Here is a 17644-nt window from a genome sequence, read left to right on the forward strand (position 1 = left end):
ATAGTTGATAACAACATAATAGATGAATCTATGTTAGAAGATGTCTATAATAATAAAAGAGTGTGTGATTTTCATAGCTTAATAATAATATGAGAGGATGTATATGATTGAAAAAAACAATTGCTCTTGACATGGACCAAGTATTAGCCGATTTAGTTCAAGAAAAACTTGATCGTTTTAATAAAAAGTATGATAAACAACTAACAAAAAAAGATATGATTGGATTGACCCTAGTAGAAAAATATCCAGAATTAAAAGATGAGATCTATCAAATGGTTAACACGTATGACTTCTTTAGGCATTTACCTGTCATTGAACATAGTCAAGAAGTCGTTCAAGAGCTTAGTGAGCATTACGATATTTTTATTGCGACAGCAGCCATGTTTGCGCCTGAATCCCTACAAGCAAAGTATGAATGGTTAAGAGAACATTTTTCTTTTATTCCACCACATAACTTTATTTTCTGCGGCGTCAAAAGCATTGTCCACACCGATTATTTAATTGATGATAGTTTGGAACAACTTGAAATATTTAAAGGACAGGGCATTATGTTTTCTGCACCACATAATCGCTATGAAGACTTTGATGTTAAATTAGACGATTGGCTTCATGTACGTGATTACTTTATGACCGCAATTTCAATGGAAAAATAACTGGCCTGTAACAGAGTAACTTGTTCATCATATTGAGACTGGGATAAAGTTTTTTATCAAGAAATCATACACAATATTTAGCTTTATAATTGAAATCATTTTTGCCCAGTCTCTTCTTGTTTTCTATTATGAAATACGGGTTCCATTTGCTACATGTTCATCTGGTGATAATAAGATGACATCCCCTTCGTTTGGAACGGCCCCTAACACTAAAACATCTGAACGATACCCCGCAATACGCATCGGTGGAAGATTAACAACAGCGACCACTTGTTTCCCAACCATATCTTCTGGCGTGTAACGCTTCGTAATTTGTGCAGATGATTGTTTCTCACCTAATGTGCCAAAATCAATCACCATCTTAATGGCTGGTACTCTTGCTTCTGGAAAAGGATCTGCTGAGATAACGGTGCCGATACGTATATCTAACGTTTTAAAGTCTTCAAATTGCGCCATTCTATGACCTCCCAAATACAAATATTGCCATATATTTTATATGCTTAAGGCAACGATTGCAAGCCGTCTTGCGTTCCGTCATATGGAAGAGATATGATAACATTTGTCCCTTTATCTAGCTTACTTTCAATATGAAGTTCCCCATGATGTAACTCGACAATATCCTTACAAATCGATAACCCCAAGCCCGTTCCTGATGTATTCGAATTCCCTTTGTAAAAAGGTGTCGTCACTTGCTCAAGAACTTCTTCTGTCATACCTTGACCTTCATCTTTTATAGAGAATATGATGCGTCCACATTGAACTGTTGCATTTATTTCGATAAGTTCACCTGGCTGACTGTATTTAATCGCATTATCAATGACATTAATAAAAACTTGCTTCATACGATTACGGTCTGCATAAATCGAAACATCTGGACTTGTTTGGACGGTTATTTCAATGCCTTTCTTCTTACATAATTTTTCAAATTGCAGTATGACATCTGATAAAAATGTTGGGACATGGAAAGTTGTTGGATTTAAAGTAAACGATTGATTATTGATACTTGAAAAATCTAGTAAATTCTCAACCATTTCTGTTAACCGAGAAGCTTCTTCAGAAATAATATGTAAGCCCTGACGTACTTCCTTCCAATTTTTTAAATCGCCTGTTAATAATGTGTCACTCCAACCTTTGATACTTGTTAATGGTGTTCTTAATTCATGAGAGACCGATGAAATAAACTGGTTTTTCATCTTCTCATGCTGTAACAAGCCGTGAGTCATTTCATTAAAGGATTTTGCCAATGTATCTAATTCTCCAAGATATTTCCCCTGAGAAATCATCGCATCGTATTCACCTTTACTTAGCCGTTTAGATGCTTTCGTTAATTGGATGAGCGGAGTTGTAATTTGCTTTGCAAAAGCTAGACTTAATAGGGAGGCTACTAAAATAATTGCCAAACCAATCCCAAGCGACAAAGACATTTGCTTTTTAAACACTTTATCAATCCGTTCTAAGGATGTTATATATCGAAAGTAAATGAGTCGCTCCTCTTCGTTCTCTAAAGGAACGACAACAGCCATGACCCGCTCTTCCGTTCCTTCGTTATGACCTTTCCATACGACTGGTTGATTCACTTCTGACTCTTGTAAAAGCCGTCGATCAACCGTATATTTTGGAGAAAATCCAGACGAAGAAGCGAGAATATTTCCGGATGGAGAAACAATTTGCATTTCAGTTCCCTTTAATTGATAATCATTAATCATTTCCGGAATAATATATTGCAAATTAAAAGGCGATAATTCTGTCGAACGCATGGCAAAATGAACCGCATTTTTCGCGTGTGATGATAAGATTTCCTCCGTATTACGATAATAATATTGATAAAGACCGATAAATACGACAAACTCAAACAAAAGAACAGCTACAGAAATAACAATGACATGCTGTAACATTAAATAATAACGGATACCTTTTTTATGTTTTGTCATTTTTTCCATTTGTAACCATAGCCCCATACCGTTTCAATGAATTTTGGGTCGGATGGGTTATCCTCTACTTTCTGACGGATACGCCTAATATTAACATCAACTATTTTTGGATCCCCTGGAAAATCCAGCCCCCATACTTCATCTAAAATATCGTTTCGATTAACTGCTTGACCTTTCGCCATATCTAAAATGGACAGAATTTGATACTCCGTTGGCGATAGTTCGATGATTTTTCCGTCCTTTTTCAAACAACGTTCTGCCCTATTTAAACGAATCCCTGTTTCCTTAGGTGCTTGGTGAACTCGTATACGTCGTATGAGTGAATGCACTCTAGCTGTCAACTCATTTAAATTAAATGGCTTCACAATATAATCATCTGCACCTTGATTTAAACCATGAACTTGATCGGTTTCCATCGTCTTAGCTGTTAACATAATGATACCGATTGTCTGACTTTGTTTACGTATTTCTTCAGCAACTTGAAAGCCATCTATTCCTGGTAACATAATATCTAATAACACAAGGCTCGTATCTTGATGTTCATGTAATAAACGTAATCCTTCTTCTCCAGATCCCGCTTCGATTACATCAAAACCCTCTCTACGTAAATGAACGGTTAAAAATCCACGAATATTATCTTCATCCTCAATGACTAATATTTTCTCCATAAACCATATCCCTCACTCAATCGAATCATGTATGAATTGAAATAAATGTTTGTTTTTTTCATTTACCGTCTTAGATAAGTAAACGTATTGATCCGTTTCTTTTAATAATGTCCAATCATCTTCGATCCGTTTAATTTCAGACACATAAACATCAAATAAAACTTGATCTGTCTTAGCATCAATCATTTCGACGTATTTCCAATCATCTGACATGTTTATTTTAATGTTTTTCCATTTTAACGGAAGAAGGATTTGATAATTATACGTGTCATTATCAAATCTCTTTGACACAAGATGTTGTTCATATGCATCAGTTAGTTGGTAATATGCTGTGATATAGGGCATTTCTGCATGGGATAAGTCTTTCTCTACTACTGGCTCCTCTAAAACTGAAAACTCCAAAATGCCATCTCTATTTGTATCATTACTATAGGTCATTGATGCTTTAAAAGTAGGATCATCTTCACCATGCGGAAAGACATTTTCCATTCTTCCATTCTGGATGGAAATGACAAATGTAGCCCCAGAGTGGGCTCCGATGCCTACATCAAGCATGAGCCCCCATGTTGATGGTGTTATACGACCACTTATTAGATGCTCATAACCATTAATATATTCATCTAATGCAAGTGTATCCGTAACTGTTAATTTCATATCCTTTGTTTGATACATTGTCAATGTATTGTTTTTTCCTTTATTAAAGGTGACAAGTATTAACGCTGGACCTGTCGGACCGAAATCATCCATTATAAAATAATGACATGCTTCCTCAAGTAATCGTTCAGCTTCATCATCTAATTGATAAACATATAATACACGACTGCTGTCATACTCTTTTGTATATGCCGTACCGATAAATACTTCTTTCTTCCCATCACCAGTCAAGTCAAAAAACTTTAAATCATGTAGCACTTTTCCACCACTATCAAATGTTACCCATTGCTTCCAGCCATCCATATCTTTCAATACAACACCGGTTAAGATGCCTGGTTTCTTTTTATAAAAAACGATTGCTTCTTCTTTACCATCACCGTCAAGGTCTTCCATTATAATTGGGTTCGTTCTCTTATCATTTAATGGAATCAGTAATTCCTGTGAGTTCGGAACATATTGTTCTATAGCGTGAAGAATCTCTTCTTTCGTATCCGGTAAAGTCGGTGGTGCCATTAATGATGTATTCGTTTCAAGCATGGAGCAACCCGTTAGACCGAATAACACAACAAATAAAAAAAGCTCTTTTATATATCGCTTCATTATTGTCATTCCTTATACAGATTTACTTATATTATACTCATTCTTACGAAGGAAATAATAGCAATTAGGTTACAATCATTTATCATCATATTTTTTATGTTGCGCTAATTGGCATATCCCATTGATTTTAACAGAAGGTTATGATTGTCATTTCTTTGTAACACATTTATAAGAAATTAAGTTTACGATAGTAATAGATTAATTGATTGTTAATCAGTTTAGGAGTTGAGACAAGTTGCGGACATCAAGAAAACGACAGAATAAATTAAACAAAAGAAGAAAAATAACAATTGGTTTAATTATTGCTTTAACTATGATTTCGACATTGTTTTTAGCTGATCTTTATTCGAGTCATAATGTTGATGCGGAAAAGAAGGAAGCGAAATCCCACACGCAACACACAGATAAAAAAGCAACAACTCAACCAAAACAAGTTAAATCCAAAAAAGAGGTTAAAGGGACTACAGACGACACAGCAGGGGAAACTAAGAAGAAAAAACGAAGAAAAACGAAACAAAATAATACAGATATAACCCCCCCAGCAAAAGATAAGGTTGTCTATCTCACATTTGACGATGGTCCTAGTCATACTGCTTCAAGAAAAATCTTAGATCTATTAGACAAGTATGATGCAAAGGCAACTTTCTTTATGCTTGAACCGAATATGAAGAAAAACAAAGACATCGTCATAGAAATGGCGGAAAAAGGACATGCTCTTGGTGTACACGGTGTCACACATGAAGTATCTAAAGTCTATCGATCACCTAAAGCTTTTGTCGAAGAAATGAATCAAGCTATTTCATATATAGAAGATGTAACAGGTATTCGAACCCATTTAGTTCGAGCACCATACGGTTCACATCCCTATGTAACATCTGCATTTAAACAAGCCGCAGACGAAGAGGGATTTATCCTTTGGGATTGGAATATTGACACCGTTGATTGGAAGCATTCTGGAGAAAGGTTCGTTGATGTAGCTATTTATCAAACGAAACAACTAGAAGGTAAAGAACCACTTATTATACTGATGCATGAAAAAGATACAACTGCCATCCATCTAGAACGACTCCTTAAATATTATAAGGAGAACGGCTATGACATGCGTGCACTTGATGAAAGTATGCAACCGATTCAATTTAAATAATCAGTTAACAAGCGGAGAAATGATGCCATTTTTCCGCTTGTTTTACATTTCCTTAAACAATCCTTAATTGACCATCTTGTACGTTAAATGAACCTTTATGATTAACATTTTTAAGTTTATTCAAATAGCTCTACATAGTATTCAACAGCACGTTTTTCTTTTTACACGATTTCGTCAAACTTAGTTGAATTTTAATGTATTATTCCATATAATTATCACCGGAGATATTTTTAAATATTTTTATACACTATAACAGTTATCCACTGTGGAAATATTCAGTATGTTACATGACAAAGGGGTGTTTCATCTGTCTATCATCATTTCGTTTTTAGAGAAGCTTCCATTAATTGTTTTTTACGGTCTTATTATTCTTTTAATCTATTTATATTTAAAAGATAAGTATCAAAATCAGCACTCTATCTTGAAAACGCATCCTGTCTTAGGAAGGTTGCGCTATATTTTCGAAATGATCGGGCCTGAATTTCGGCAGTATTGGTTTTTAAATGATAAAGAAGGTCGACCGGTCGATCGTGATACGCAAGAGACGATTGCTAAAGCTGGGAAATATGCTAACACGGTTATTGGATTTGGTTCTAAGAAAAATTTTGATAAAACGGATTTTTATTTAACCAACTCGCTGTTCCCGTTGAACGTCAATGAATTAGAAGTAGACAATACCACGCCGATTGAAACATACACGTATCGAATTGTTAATGAATCACTGACTAGCCGGAAAGAAAAGCGTCATCAAGTTCAAATTAAACCATGGCATCTGACTGATGAAAACAGTATCATCATTGGTAAAGATAGAGAACACCCTTTTCGTGTTAAAGGCTTAGTCGGAATTTCCGCTATGAGCTATGGTGCTTTATCTAAAAGCGCTGTTAAAGCGCTCGCTCAAGGAGTAGCCATTAGTGGCGGAAGTTTTATGAATACAGGAGAAGGTGGCATTTCGCCATATCATTTGTCGAAAGTATACCATCTTATCGATTCAACTTACGAACCTAGTGATCGGCAGACGAAACGGCTTCTTAAATACATCGAACATAATCCTCACGCATCAAATTTTGAATTGGAAAAGCGCTTTGGGGAAAACGCGCCTCAGATCGTTACAGACTTACTTGAAAAAGGAATCATCGGTGAGCGTGGAGCAGACCTTATATTCCAAGTGGGCTCTGGACTTTTCGGGGCTAGAAAAGACGGAAAATATCATGAAGAAACGTTTTTAGAAAACGCCTTAAAGCCTGAAGTGAAGGCCATTGAGATTAAATTAGCTCAAGGTGCAAAAGTTCGCGGTGGTAAACTGCCAAAAGAAAAAATCACACCTGAAATTGCAGAAATTCGTGGTGTTGAAATGGGGAAAGATGTCGAAAGTCCAAACCGTTTCCCACTCTTTTCTGACATGAAAGGATTATTCAAGATGATTACGCACTGGCAAGAGATTACTGGAAAGCCTGTTGGTATAAAAGTTGTCGCTGGAGACAACCATTCTTTCGATAAGTTAGCGAGCTACATGAAAGAAACCGGTCAGAAACCTGACTTTATCTCAATTGATGGGGCTGAAGGTGGAACAGGAGCAACTTATCAAGAAATGGCTGATAGCCTTGGACTGCCGATTTTCTCGGGTATTTTGATTCTCGATCAAACACTTAGGAAATACGGTCTTCGTGATGAGATTAAAATCATCGCCTCTGGTATGCTTGCCACAGCAAATAAAATGGCGGTCGCCTTATCACTTGGGGCTGATTTAATCTATATTGCTCGTGCAGCGATGAATACGGTAGGTTGTATTAATGCTGGAAAATGTCATACGAACCTTTGTCCTGTCGGAATTACATCACATTTACCACATTTAGAAGCTGGAGTTGTCGTCGAAGAGAAGAAATTCCGCACGGCGAATTACTTAACGACGATGCGTGAAGGTCTCTTTATGTTAGGAGCTTCCTGCGGGATTCCATCACCTTCGAAATTCAGTAAAAAACATGTAGTTCTAAGAACGGCAGATAATGATGTTAAAAAATTTACTGATTATGTTGAAGAAACTGCATCACCACACGATGCTCATGTCGAATATATCGTAAAACACGAAGAAAGACATGAACTCGTCAATAGTTAATACCTATAAAAGTTAGTACAAAATATAGAAAAACGTAATAAGCGCATGAAGTCAAAGGTTGTATGGTTGATTTCATGCGCTTTTACTTTTTAGAAATAAACCTGCTGTATCGTTGTTCAATTGGTGTCCTAGCCTATCCTTTTTATTGGTGTAAAATGACGTTAATGCGAGATAAGATGCTCACACCGGACTAGTCTAGCGCTTTAACATAAGTCAATGACGTATCCACTTTAATCATCTAATACACCCGGCTTTTACTGAAATGAATGAATTTTTCTACTCCATTATAAAAGGAGAGCAGATTCACGTCAATCATCTCTCCATATTTGTTATTCATGGTCTGAAATGTCTTTTATTTTTAACTTTGTGTTCGGACCGAAAGATAAGGCGTATTTAACATAACCTGTGTCGGCAATCTCCTTCCCTTCCTCATCAAGTATATTCCCGTTAATCGTCACACGCTCATAATCATAACGAGCCTCATTTAATAACGTTTGAATCGCTATTGCACTTTGTAATGTATCTTCTTTCGTTTTTGTTGTCGAATCTAATACAATAAAAAAATTCAGTGGTTTTTCAAGTGTTAACGATTTATTCCATGATGTATCTTTTGGATATGTGCCTTGAGATACTTCAATTTCTACATCTAGCGCAACAATGTGGTCGACTTCTTTTTCTAATAATTCTAGAACTTCTTCACTTGCTTCACGGGAGAGTTTTTCGATCAGTGGTTCATCTAGCCGACTATCATATATGTCGTCATACCATATTTCTGGCTTAATGAAGCCGGTCAATGTGACCTCGTATTCAGCATCCTCTTCACCAATTAGAACAACGTTAAAATCATAACTACCAAACTTGAAGTTATAAAAACCATCTTCTATATAAAACTCTTCATCTGGATATGTTTCTGCTAAGTAGGTTTTTAATTCCTTTTTGGCCAAAAATTTACTGATAGGATTCCCATTAAACGCATTATATAAAAGTAAAATTCCACCTGTTAAAACGACTATAAAGAAACTATAAATTAATTTTTTCTTCGTCATCATGCTGATCACCACCCCCTGTTAATTTAAGAATGAGAAATCCGATTAATGCACCTATTAAAGCGAATGGCAAATGAACAAACGTAGCAAAAATACTATTCAAAGTTATATCACTAATCATTTCTGTAATAGTCGTTTCTTCGATAAAATATCCATTCGTATAATCCGATATATCCACAGCGATACTCCAGATAAAAAGCGGTATCGTCGCTAAATAGAAAACGAGTTTAATATCTTTATAAAATAAAAATGTCACTAACCCGAGAATCGGATACGTTAGGATAAAATGGAAGCCCCCATTTACAAGTGATGTCGTCATCGCTAATATAAGTGATAATCCGACAAAAACCATTTGATAAATTGCTAATTTACGATTAATCTTCTTAAACATCTCATTTTCTTCAAGTGATGATTGAATCGAATCTGTAGGAAGTGGTTCTTGTGATAATGTTAATAACGCCTGACATTGTTTACATTCCTGCAAATGTGCTTCAATCCATTTCTTCGTTTCCGGCTTTAGTAAATCTTCATTGTATAATGGCAATAAATCCTCAACGATCGGACATTGTTTTTCCATCTTCCTCCTCCATTCTTTTTTGTAACTGTAGTTTCGCCCGATGAAAATGAACTCGAGCATAATTCTCACTTTTTCCGACTAATTCACCAATCTCTTTAAACGATAATTCCCCAAAAACCCTTAATGTCACAATCTCTCGTCTTAATTCACCTAATGATTCAATACACTTTAAGAGTGTCGTACTTTCCTCTTTTAATAGAAAAGCATCTTCTAGTAATAACGGGTGGTCCTGTTGTAAGACAAGGCGTTTTTCTAGATGCTTTTTATATTTATTCGAGCGATAATATTTGAAAAGGAGATGACGTGCAATCGAGAACACCCATGTTTTAATACTTGCTTGCTTACGAAATAAGTGATAACTCTTCATTGCTTCATAAAACGTATCTTGCGTTAGATCCTCCGCCACACTTTGACTCCCCGTCTTCGCATAGAAAAAAGCATATACTTTCGGATGAATCTCCCGATATAAATTTTCTAATTCCTTCATGCCACCCGCCTCTTTCACAACCGTCTCAATATGTTAGTACCATCATACACCGTTTTGTTACAGGGTGGAATAATTTTAAAGGAATCTGTTTGCACTGTGAATTTATTTTTCCTACAATTTAAATAACACAAACGTAAAGGAAGATGAAAGAATGCCTGTTTATAACAAACTCGTACGCGACAAAATTCCTGAAATTATACATAACGATGGCAGAGCATGCATAACGAAAGTGTTAAACGATGGGGAATATGAAAAGGAATTAAAAAAGAAGCTAAAGGAAGAAGTGACTGAATACCTAAGCGCACAAAATAAGAGCGAAGCATTAGAAGAACTTGCTGACGTACTTGAAATCATCCATGCACTTAGCCACATACACGGTGCATCAATTGAACAAGTGGAAAAAATTAGAATCGATAATGCACAAACACAAAAAAGAGGATAATTTAGCAATAAGATTTCCTTGTTGGATGTTAGTGCGTAATTATAACAATAGACCGGATTTAAAAACATCCGATCTATTCAAATTATATAAGTGAAATTTGCTTATATTTTGTAGTAGTTTTAATTCTTTTTTTAGCTATTTCAAAATAATCCTGATTGATCTCTATCCCAATAAATCTCCTATTTAATTCTAATGCAGCTACCCCTGTTGTACCACTTCCCATAAAAGGATCCATAATTAGTTGATTTTCTTTTGTATGGATTCGCACAATTTCTTTCATCAATTGGAGACTTTTTTGGGTTGGATGATCTGTTTTTTCTTTACCAGATACAACTGGAAAGTCAAACCCCGTTCTTAGGTATGGTACATCTTTTGGTTTATTAAATACCCATTTTGCATTTTTTTTCACTGCCCAAATAGCAAATTCAGTGTCTTGAACATATCTGCGATTAATGTTTCTTGGCATAGGATTTGTTTTATTCCAACGAATTACATCTTTAACAATTAAATTATTTGACTCCATTTCCTCAATAATAAAACTTATATACCTATAGGAACAAAAAACAATAAACGAGCCATTTTTATCTAATATTTTCTCATATTCTCCTATCCAGGTATATAGATCAAAGCTATTGTCCCAATCACCAAAATATACACCTTTTCTAGGATTTTTCATGGTATTAAAATTATTTTTTTGTGATATTGCAAAAGGGGGATCTGTGATTATGTGATCTACAATTATTTTTTCCTTTTGAAGAACTCTAATTCTATCATAAGCATCATCATTATACAAAGTAGCATTATTAGACTCAAATAACTGTTTTTTCTCAAATTGGTTAATAATAGATTCACCAATTGCTTTGGCCATTTTAGGAGGTACTGCATTTCCTATTTGAGTATTTATACTCGTCCGATTACCATAAAAAATAAATTTATCAGGAAAGCTTTGTATTCTAGCAGCCTCTCTAGGTGTTATTGCTCTATTTAATTCAGGATGAGTATTTTTCCCATTTGACGGTGTATCAAAACGAGTATCTATTGTTGGACTAGGTTGATCCCACTCTAATCTTCCCCAAGTTGTTTTAAATTTTTGTTTTCCCCTTAAATTCTCTGGTAAATATTCTTTACCTTTTTCGGGTGGAATTAGCGAAAGCTTAAATAGGGTTTCGTTTGTGTGTGAAGTAGCAACATGGTTATAAAGCTTTTTAGCATTTAATCTTGATTCCTTTTGATATTGAGATGTTGCTTTGAGTTTATATTTTGACTCAAAACTCCCTTCCCCAGATTCTAAATAAGATAGATCACTGATCGCATCTCTAACACTATAGCGTATTCTCGAATATTTCATTTTTTCAAAATTAAAAACAGCTTTCCTTGACCCAATAACAAATGCACGTTCTCTCTTCTGTGGCACACCATAATCATATGAATTCAAAACACTATAACTGACTAAATAATCCAATTCTTCGAACAATCTAGTTATTTCATTAATAAAATATCCGTCTGCTGCAGTTATCATTGTCTTTACATTTTCCATTACAAAAATATCCGGATTAACAGCCTTTACAATCTCATAAAATTCAAGAAAAAGAAAATTTCTTGGATCTTTTAAACCAAGTTTTTTGCCTTTATTACTAAAACCTTGACATGGTGGACCGCCTATGACCATATTTACATTTAATTCTTTTGCTTTTTCAATAATTTTTTTCTTAGTCTCTTTACATGTTATATCACCAAGTATAGTTTCTGTATCTGGAAAGTTTTTCTTAAATGTTTCTAAAGCTGCCTTATTAAAGTCTGTTGCAATTACTGTTTTATATACTTCTAGTTGATCAAGTCCAAGTGAAAACCCACCTGCACCTGAAAATAAATCTAATATTCTATAACTCATTTTAATCTCCTCACAAACAAATTGAGGGACAAATTATTTGTCCCTCAATTTATTATGCCTTATTTATAAATTAAAAGCAATCATTTATTTCAACTTTTCATACACATAATCAACTTTATCCTTTTCATTAAATGGAGGTTCTAACAAGAATTCTACATAATTATTAGCTGTAGCACTATTTTTCAAGATATTTGATATCAATTTTTTTTGATAAGATTCATCGGCTCTATTTTTTGTTAATGCTCGATGACAAGCTGGGCAAACCTTTACTAAGTTATCAAATTGATCACCTGATCGATCACTAGCAAATGAAATGACATGATGAATCTCTAAATAATATCTTTCACTATCTCGATATTTAAATGTCCGATCACTTAAGGAATACTCATTTTTGCAACAAACACATTCATCTGGAAGTAATGCTTTTGCTAAATCTCTTATACTGTTACTTCTAGCGTATTCTTCTTTATTTTCGTTACTATCCTTAAAATCAAGAATTGATCTATATTCTTTGACTTTTTCCCTAATTAGACTAGGGTGAGCTTCCTCATCTGCTAACGATTCATATACAGTGTTAATATAAAACATCATTCTTTCTATAAATTGTGGCTTAAGCCTTTGCGCAATATTCTTCGTACGAATTATACTAGAATTTTCATCTAATATTCTCGCTTTATATATATTCATATTTTTTAAATCATATTTATACTTATCATAAAACCAACGCAAATTAATTCTTATTTGAGTATTTCTTTTACTTATTCCTTCCACATATTGATCCTGTAATTCACGAAAATTTAAATTTAATTGTTTTATATCATCAATAGATGTCAATAAATTAAATATTTGGTATAAATATTCCCTACTCTGGTTTTCTTTTAATATATCAACTGAAAAAAAGTTATACATACAATCAATTGACCCTCTTAAACTAAAAAGACTAAGTATTATTTTACGTTGAAACTCGGAGGGGTCTTCTTCAAATTTTAATAATTGTATCCGTTTATATAATTTATTAAAAAACTTAATACGATTACTTATTTCATCACTTTTTTTTATTCTTAACAAATGGTTTCCCTGAGTGTTTGATTGACTTCGAAATGGTAAACCAGTCATTTCAACTAACAATGTATTATTTTCACTAATCTCTTCTTCTGTTGGTGAACATCCCTGACTTTTTCGATAAGTTGATGTTACATAAAAATATTCACTATCTTCTTTACTGGATAAATTGAAATAAGGTACAGTTAGTGTTAATAAATTATTACTTTGAAGTATTTCCGATATTTCTATCATAATTATTTTCACCCCGTTGAAATAACTTAATAAAACAAAAACATACATATCTATGTATATTATACAACAAATTCTGAAATTAATTGTTAGTCTTATTCAACCACCCAACAACTCTTCCTCTAAAATCCTTAACACTTTTTCCGTTTGTAGCACGAGATCTATGATTTCTTCTTTAGTAAACTTCCCGATAAAATCTTGGGCATGTGCAAGGTCGTTTCTTAAACTTTCTATTCGTCGGAAATAGTCTCGCATTTTATTTTTCGATGGAAAAGGAAGAATTGTATACATATCTTTCAGAGACAACACAATATCACGCTTATCACAAAGTTGTAAGCAGTCTATCAGCTGGATTTCTTCGTTCACTTTTTTCCTCTCATTGAAGAGGCGATAAGCTTCTCTTAATCGACTCTTATTTAAATAAGGCTTCCATTCTTCATAAGGTAAATACTTCTTAATCCATTGTAATAAGTACATTTCTGTTAACGACACAAGCCCGAAGAGAAACAGCTGGACAGGTGCCTTTTGCAAATCTGCATGGGTGACAAGTTTACTTATTCGATTTTCTTCTAAAACGAAGATGCGCTTTGTTTCTTTGAATAAGTAAAGTGTTTTAAGTAATGAAGTGGAGTCAGATACAACTTCTGTCGTAATAAACGATTTCATTTTATCTCGACAAATACCATCACTAAGGTCATGCTTTTCAATATATCCGATGACCTTCCCATTCTCTTCAACACCTAAGCAATCAAAATCGTGGGTATCCATAATATGTAAAGCATTAGCGGTCCGCTCATCTGCTTGACAGACGACCAATTCCTCAGCGATATGATCTATATGAATATCATGTAAAAATAAAGAACGTAAACTTTGATGTGGAGATTTCTTATTAGAAGACGATTCTATCCGTTTCATTGCAATATACTCCTCATAAACGTTTTCTATGATTAAATATAGTATAGTTCAAATATAGAAACAACTCAGCAAAAAACCATCCTTCTTTAGAAAGGATGGAATAAATATCGGTGTTTTATTTTTTTCGATTGGCAATCATTTGTTTAACAACTTGAGGATTTGTCCCTCCTGTTACTTTTCTTCTATTGATGAAATGCTTTGGGTCAATTATACCCTCCCAATCCTCTTCAGTTAATTCAACATCATCTAACCAGCGATTAATTTGCTCAACATCAATTTCATATAATTCTTTACCTTTTTCAATTGCCTTCTTAGAAACTTTACTAGCCATTTGATGTGCCTTTCTAAAAGAAATCCCATAATCTCTGGCAAGTACATCTGCTAATTCTGTAATTGTAATCATGTTTTCTCTTGCCTGCTGATAAGCACGCTTTTTATTAAACTCCATTGTTAACATTACAGCATGCATGAGTCGTAACACACGATTAGCTTTTTCATAACCTTGATATAAATGTGGCTGTAAATCATCTTCAGTATCGTTAATGTCACCAAATGGTGTATTATGAATCATATGTACAACAGCTAAACCTTCAGCTGCTGCACTACTAGCAAGTGATCTAGAGTGTTCAATTGAGACTGGATTTCTCTTTTGTGGCATAATACTACTTATTTGTACATATGCATCAGAAACACGCAACAATCCTACTTCTTTGGAAGTCATACGTAAAAATTCTTGTAACCAGCGTCCCATATTCGTCATTAAACTGATAAGCGTTTGAGCAGCCTCTAGTAAATAATCTGCCGCTCCAATCGCATCATAAGAGTTTTCAACGAGCCCGTCAAATCCTAATAATTCAACCATCCGTTCACGGTTAATATTAAAACCTGTCGTCGTAATGGCTGCTGCTCCCATTGGAGACTGATTAACTGTAGTGTAGGTATTCTCCAACCGATCTATGTCACGTAAAAGTCCATCATAAATCGCAACCAAATAATGCCCAAAAGTTGTTGGTTGGGCTGGTTGAGTATGAGTGTGTGCAGGCATAATGGATTCAATATGTTGTTCTGCCTGGTAAAGAATCGCATCTCCTAATTTCCTAGCATTATCAATTGTTTGTTGTATATAGGTTCTTAATACGATGCGATACATAGCTTCACCCATATCATTACGACTTTTTGCGATATGCATTTTTCCAGCTAGATCTTCACCGATTAAGTCGCCTATCTTAGATTCAACAAGAAAAAATAAGTCTTCATATTGCGGTGAGTATTCTAAATCATCTTTACCTTTCTGTTCAATCACTTGCACACCCTCTAGAATTCTCTCCAATTCGGACTTCTTTAGTATCCCTTGTTCACATAACATCGTTGTATGTGCCTTATGAATTTGAAACATAGCTTCGAATAAATATGTCTTCTGATCATAGAAAACCGGCTTTAATAGTGATTCAACATACTCTTTTCCTGGAAAATGTTTTCCATCCTTTTCCTCAAATTGTTCTTTCAATGTTGTCATTAATAAATCCACCTTTTCACAAATTTATAGCGCTTTATCCGCTTTTACCCCAAAAATTCTCGTTGAAATAAACATAACGATAGCGATTAGCCCGACTTGAATCATGCCATAAGCGGCCGCTTGACCGATATTGAACATACGTAACTGATTCATGATTTCAATTGAAATTGGACGATTTCCTAGTGTATAAAGTAAAACAGATGTTGGGAATTCTCCAACTGCTTGCACAAATGCTAACAGTGTACCACTTAAGACACCTGGTAAAATGATTGGAATAACAACTCTCCTAAAAGTATAAAACCATTTTGCCCCTAAGTTTTGAGCTGCCTCCTCAATAGAATCATCTAACTGTTCTAAAACCGCATTCGTAGAACGAACAACGAGCGGTAGAAAACGTACGAAATAAGCAAGTGGCAGAATCCAAAAGGTTCCGACTAGTATGTTTCCAAATGAGAAAACAGATGGCTTATTAAATGCTAAAATTAAGTTCATGCCAACTACAGTTGCTGGTAACGCCCACGGGATCATGACTAGAATATCTAGTAAATTTTTACCAATAAAGCTTCTCTTTACTAATGCATAAGATGTAATAACACCAAATACAAGAACACCTAAACATGCAATAAAAGCCATGAATAAACTATTTCTAACTGGTTCCCAAATATGGGGATCTTCAAAAAGCAAACGGAAATTTTCAAGACCTAATGCCGTTGGATATGTCTGCCATGTCCATGCACCATCAGGGACAAGTGATAATACTAATAAAGTTGCATGTGGTAATAATAGAATAATCATCGCTATGATACCTATTGACACCATTGTCCATTTAATAAAAGGATTATTCACCTCACTACGATGTGCTCCAATTCCTTTTGATGCCATCCGGTAATCTTTTCTTCCTTGATACCACCGCATAAATAGTAGAAAAGAAATAGACACAATAGATAAGATGACGGATTGAGTAGCCGCCATTTCCAAATCACCATTAATCTTAGAGAAATAGATTTGTAGACTTAATACACGAAAGCCACCAGCTAATAAGAATGGCGCACTAAAAGATGCCATAGATACCATGAAAACGAGTAATGATGCAGCGACAATTCCTGGTGTCAGTAACGGAAATGTAACTTTCCAAAATACTTTAAATTTGCTCGCTCCAAGGCTTAATGCTGATTCTTCCATAGATGGGTCAATATTATTTAATGCTGATGATGTTGTGATATAAAAGTATGGATACATCGTATAAGCATGAACAATTAATATACCAGATATGCCCCCAATACTGAATGGAACTTCCGATAAATTAAATATATCTTTAATTGCATTTGGAACAAGTCCAGCTTCTCCATACAAAAACATAAACGCAATGACTCCAACAAGCGACGGAAGCACAATCGGCATAATCGCAATATTCGAAAAAAATTTCCTGCCTGGAAAATCATATCGATTAAAGATATAGGCCAATGGAATACCAATTAATGCACTAAACAACACAGATAGTAATGAAATCCATATAGAATTCCATAAAGCTTCAAAATTTGCTGCTGATTTTGCACCAAAGAAATCTTTATAATTTTGAAGAGAGAATACACCATTTCTTTTAATACTTTCGAGAAATGTTTCAAAGGTTGGATAAAGAACATAGCCAGTTAATATGACGACAACAGGTATTAAAAGAAATATTGTCTTTCGCTTTTCAGCATTCAACATG

16 protein-coding genes are annotated in these 17644 nt (G+C 34.5%); 4 read left to right on the forward strand and 12 right to left on the reverse strand.

Features of this window, described 5'->3' with window-relative positions; all coding sequences use genetic code 11:
• The first annotated feature begins 107 nt into the window (after positions 1-107).
• Entirely contained in the window at positions 108-653 is a 546-nt protein-coding gene (locus HNQ35_RS06455; RefSeq protein ID WP_246118058.1) for a 5' nucleotidase, NT5C type, read from the forward strand.
• Positions 654-779: 126 nt separating this feature from the next.
• Here HNQ35_RS06455 and csaA read toward each other — a convergent pair whose 3' ends face one another.
• Genes csaA through HNQ35_RS06475 form a run of 4 tightly spaced genes read right to left on the reverse strand, consistent with a single transcriptional unit; the run spans position 780 to position 4506 of the window.
• The gene (gene csaA / locus HNQ35_RS06460) at positions 780-1109 is read right to left on the reverse strand and encodes a chaperone CsaA (RefSeq protein ID WP_146936502.1); all 330 of its coding nucleotides are present in this window, start codon (positions 1107-1109) and stop codon (positions 780-782) included.
• A 44-nt stretch (positions 1110-1153) separates the two neighbouring features.
• A complete protein-coding gene (locus HNQ35_RS06465; protein ID WP_170226618.1) occupies positions 1154-2593 on the reverse strand; it encodes a sensor histidine kinase in 1440 nt (479 codons plus the stop codon).
• The gene (locus tag HNQ35_RS06470) at positions 2581-3252 is read right to left on the reverse strand and encodes a response regulator transcription factor (protein WP_146936506.1); all 672 of its coding nucleotides are present in this window, start codon (positions 3250-3252) and stop codon (positions 2581-2583) included. The genes HNQ35_RS06465 and HNQ35_RS06470 overlap by 13 nt, the downstream gene beginning before the upstream one ends.
• A 12-nt stretch (positions 3253-3264) precedes the next feature.
• Positions 3265-4506 carry a hypothetical protein gene (locus HNQ35_RS06475; RefSeq protein ID WP_146936509.1) on the reverse strand — a complete coding sequence of 414 codons (1242 nt, stop codon included), beginning with the start codon at positions 4504-4506 and terminating at the stop codon, positions 3265-3267.
• Positions 4507-4741: 235 nt separating this feature from the next.
• On the opposite strand from HNQ35_RS06475, the gene HNQ35_RS06480 reads away from it, so the two are divergent.
• Both HNQ35_RS06480 and HNQ35_RS06485 read left to right on the forward strand, forming a co-directional pair.
• Positions 4742-5650: a polysaccharide deacetylase family protein gene (locus HNQ35_RS06480; RefSeq protein ID WP_146936511.1), complete on the forward strand. Its 909-nt coding sequence runs from the start codon at positions 4742-4744 to the stop codon at positions 5648-5650.
• Positions 5651-5930: 280 nt separating this feature from the next.
• The gene (locus tag HNQ35_RS06485; protein ID WP_146936513.1) at positions 5931-7766 is read left to right on the forward strand and encodes an FMN-binding glutamate synthase family protein; all 1836 of its coding nucleotides are present in this window, start codon (positions 5931-5933) and stop codon (positions 7764-7766) included.
• 329 nt (positions 7767-8095) lie between these two features.
• Here HNQ35_RS06485 and HNQ35_RS06490 read toward each other — a convergent pair whose 3' ends face one another.
• The 3 genes from HNQ35_RS06490 to HNQ35_RS06500 are packed head-to-tail and all read right to left on the reverse strand — an operon-like array spanning position 8096 to position 9876.
• Positions 8096-8815 carry a YfjL-like protein gene (locus HNQ35_RS06490; RefSeq protein ID WP_146936515.1) on the reverse strand — a complete coding sequence of 240 codons (720 nt, stop codon included), beginning with the start codon at positions 8813-8815 and terminating at the stop codon, positions 8096-8098.
• Positions 8787-9389 (reverse strand): zf-HC2 domain-containing protein, encoded by a 603-nt coding sequence (locus HNQ35_RS06495; protein WP_170226620.1) that lies wholly within the window; start codon positions 9387-9389, stop codon positions 8787-8789. The genes HNQ35_RS06490 and HNQ35_RS06495 overlap by 29 nt, the downstream gene beginning before the upstream one ends.
• Entirely contained in the window at positions 9364-9876 is a 513-nt protein-coding gene (locus HNQ35_RS06500; RefSeq protein ID WP_146936519.1) for an RNA polymerase sigma factor, read from the reverse strand. Before HNQ35_RS06500 ends, HNQ35_RS06495 begins: the two co-directional genes overlap by 26 nt.
• 151 nt (positions 9877-10027) lie before the next feature.
• Between HNQ35_RS06500 and HNQ35_RS06505 the strand changes: the two genes are divergently transcribed.
• Positions 10028-10318: a nucleoside triphosphate pyrophosphohydrolase gene (locus tag HNQ35_RS06505; RefSeq protein WP_146936521.1), complete on the forward strand. Its 291-nt coding sequence runs from the start codon at positions 10028-10030 to the stop codon at positions 10316-10318.
• Between the two features lie 82 nt (positions 10319-10400).
• Here HNQ35_RS06505 and HNQ35_RS06510 read toward each other — a convergent pair whose 3' ends face one another.
• The 5 genes from HNQ35_RS06510 to HNQ35_RS06530 all read right to left on the reverse strand — a co-directional run bounded on the left by HNQ35_RS06510 (position 10401) and on the right by HNQ35_RS06530 (position 17643).
• The gene (locus HNQ35_RS06510) at positions 10401-12209 is read right to left on the reverse strand and encodes a DNA cytosine methyltransferase (RefSeq protein ID WP_146936523.1); all 1809 of its coding nucleotides are present in this window, start codon (positions 12207-12209) and stop codon (positions 10401-10403) included.
• A gap of 84 nt (positions 12210-12293) precedes the next feature.
• Positions 12294-13505: an HNH endonuclease gene (locus HNQ35_RS06515; RefSeq protein ID WP_170226622.1), complete on the reverse strand. Its 1212-nt coding sequence runs from the start codon at positions 13503-13505 to the stop codon at positions 12294-12296.
• 96 nt (positions 13506-13601) lie between these two features.
• Positions 13602-14417, reverse strand: coding sequence for a CBS domain-containing protein (locus HNQ35_RS06520; protein WP_146936527.1), 816 nt, complete (start codon positions 14415-14417; stop codon positions 13602-13604).
• 115 nt (positions 14418-14532) lie between these two features.
• Positions 14533-15933: an argininosuccinate lyase gene (gene argH, locus HNQ35_RS06525; RefSeq protein ID WP_146936529.1), complete on the reverse strand. Its 1401-nt coding sequence runs from the start codon at positions 15931-15933 to the stop codon at positions 14533-14535.
• A gap of 24 nt (positions 15934-15957) precedes the next feature.
• On the reverse strand, positions 15958-17643 hold the full coding sequence (locus HNQ35_RS06530; RefSeq protein WP_146936531.1) for an ABC transporter permease: 1686 nt from the start codon (positions 17641-17643) through the stop codon (positions 15958-15960).
• Position 17644 lies beyond the last annotated feature (1 nt).

The sequence above is a fragment of the Cerasibacillus quisquiliarum genome, from assembly GCF_014202495.1.
Taxonomy (GTDB): Bacteria; Bacillota; Bacilli; order Bacillales; family Amphibacillaceae; genus Cerasibacillus; species Cerasibacillus quisquiliarum.

What these genes read in the sequence shown, in the direction of transcription:
- csaA (WP_146936502.1), bottom strand. Translation starts at nt 1,109, where the DNA reads ATGGCGCAATTTGAAGACTTTAAAACGTTAGATATACGTATCGGCACC.
- HNQ35_RS06520 (WP_146936527.1), bottom strand. Translation starts at nt 14,417, where the DNA reads ATGAAACGGATAGAATCGTCTTCTAATAAGAAATCTCCACATCAAAGT.
- argH (WP_146936529.1), bottom strand. Translation starts at nt 15,933, where the DNA reads ATGACAACATTGAAAGAACAATTTGAGGAAAAGGATGGAAAACATTTT.
- HNQ35_RS06495 (WP_170226620.1), bottom strand. Translation starts at nt 9,389, where the DNA reads ATGGAAAAACAATGTCCGATCGTTGAGGATTTATTGCCATTATACAAT.
- HNQ35_RS06515 (WP_170226622.1), bottom strand. Translation starts at nt 13,505, where the DNA reads ATGATAGAAATATCGGAAATACTTCAAAGTAATAATTTATTAACACTA.
- HNQ35_RS06490 (WP_146936515.1), bottom strand. Translation starts at nt 8,815, where the DNA reads ATGATGACGAAGAAAAAATTAATTTATAGTTTCTTTATAGTCGTTTTA.
- HNQ35_RS06505 (WP_146936521.1), top strand. Translation starts at nt 10,028, where the DNA reads ATGCCTGTTTATAACAAACTCGTACGCGACAAAATTCCTGAAATTATA.
- HNQ35_RS06530 (WP_146936531.1), bottom strand. Translation starts at nt 17,643, where the DNA reads ATGTTGAATGCTGAAAAGCGAAAGACAATATTTCTTTTAATACCTGTT.
- HNQ35_RS06510 (WP_146936523.1), bottom strand. Translation starts at nt 12,209, where the DNA reads ATGAGTTATAGAATATTAGATTTATTTTCAGGTGCAGGTGGGTTTTCA.
- HNQ35_RS06475 (WP_146936509.1), bottom strand. Translation starts at nt 4,506, where the DNA reads ATGAAGCGATATATAAAAGAGCTTTTTTTATTTGTTGTGTTATTCGGT.
- HNQ35_RS06485 (WP_146936513.1), top strand. Translation starts at nt 5,931, where the DNA reads ATGTTACATGACAAAGGGGTGTTTCATCTGTCTATCATCATTTCGTTT.
- HNQ35_RS06470 (WP_146936506.1), bottom strand. Translation starts at nt 3,252, where the DNA reads ATGGAGAAAATATTAGTCATTGAGGATGAAGATAATATTCGTGGATTT.
- HNQ35_RS06500 (WP_146936519.1), bottom strand. Translation starts at nt 9,876, where the DNA reads ATGAAGGAATTAGAAAATTTATATCGGGAGATTCATCCGAAAGTATAT.
- HNQ35_RS06465 (WP_170226618.1), bottom strand. Translation starts at nt 2,593, where the DNA reads ATGGAAAAAATGACAAAACATAAAAAAGGTATCCGTTATTATTTAATG.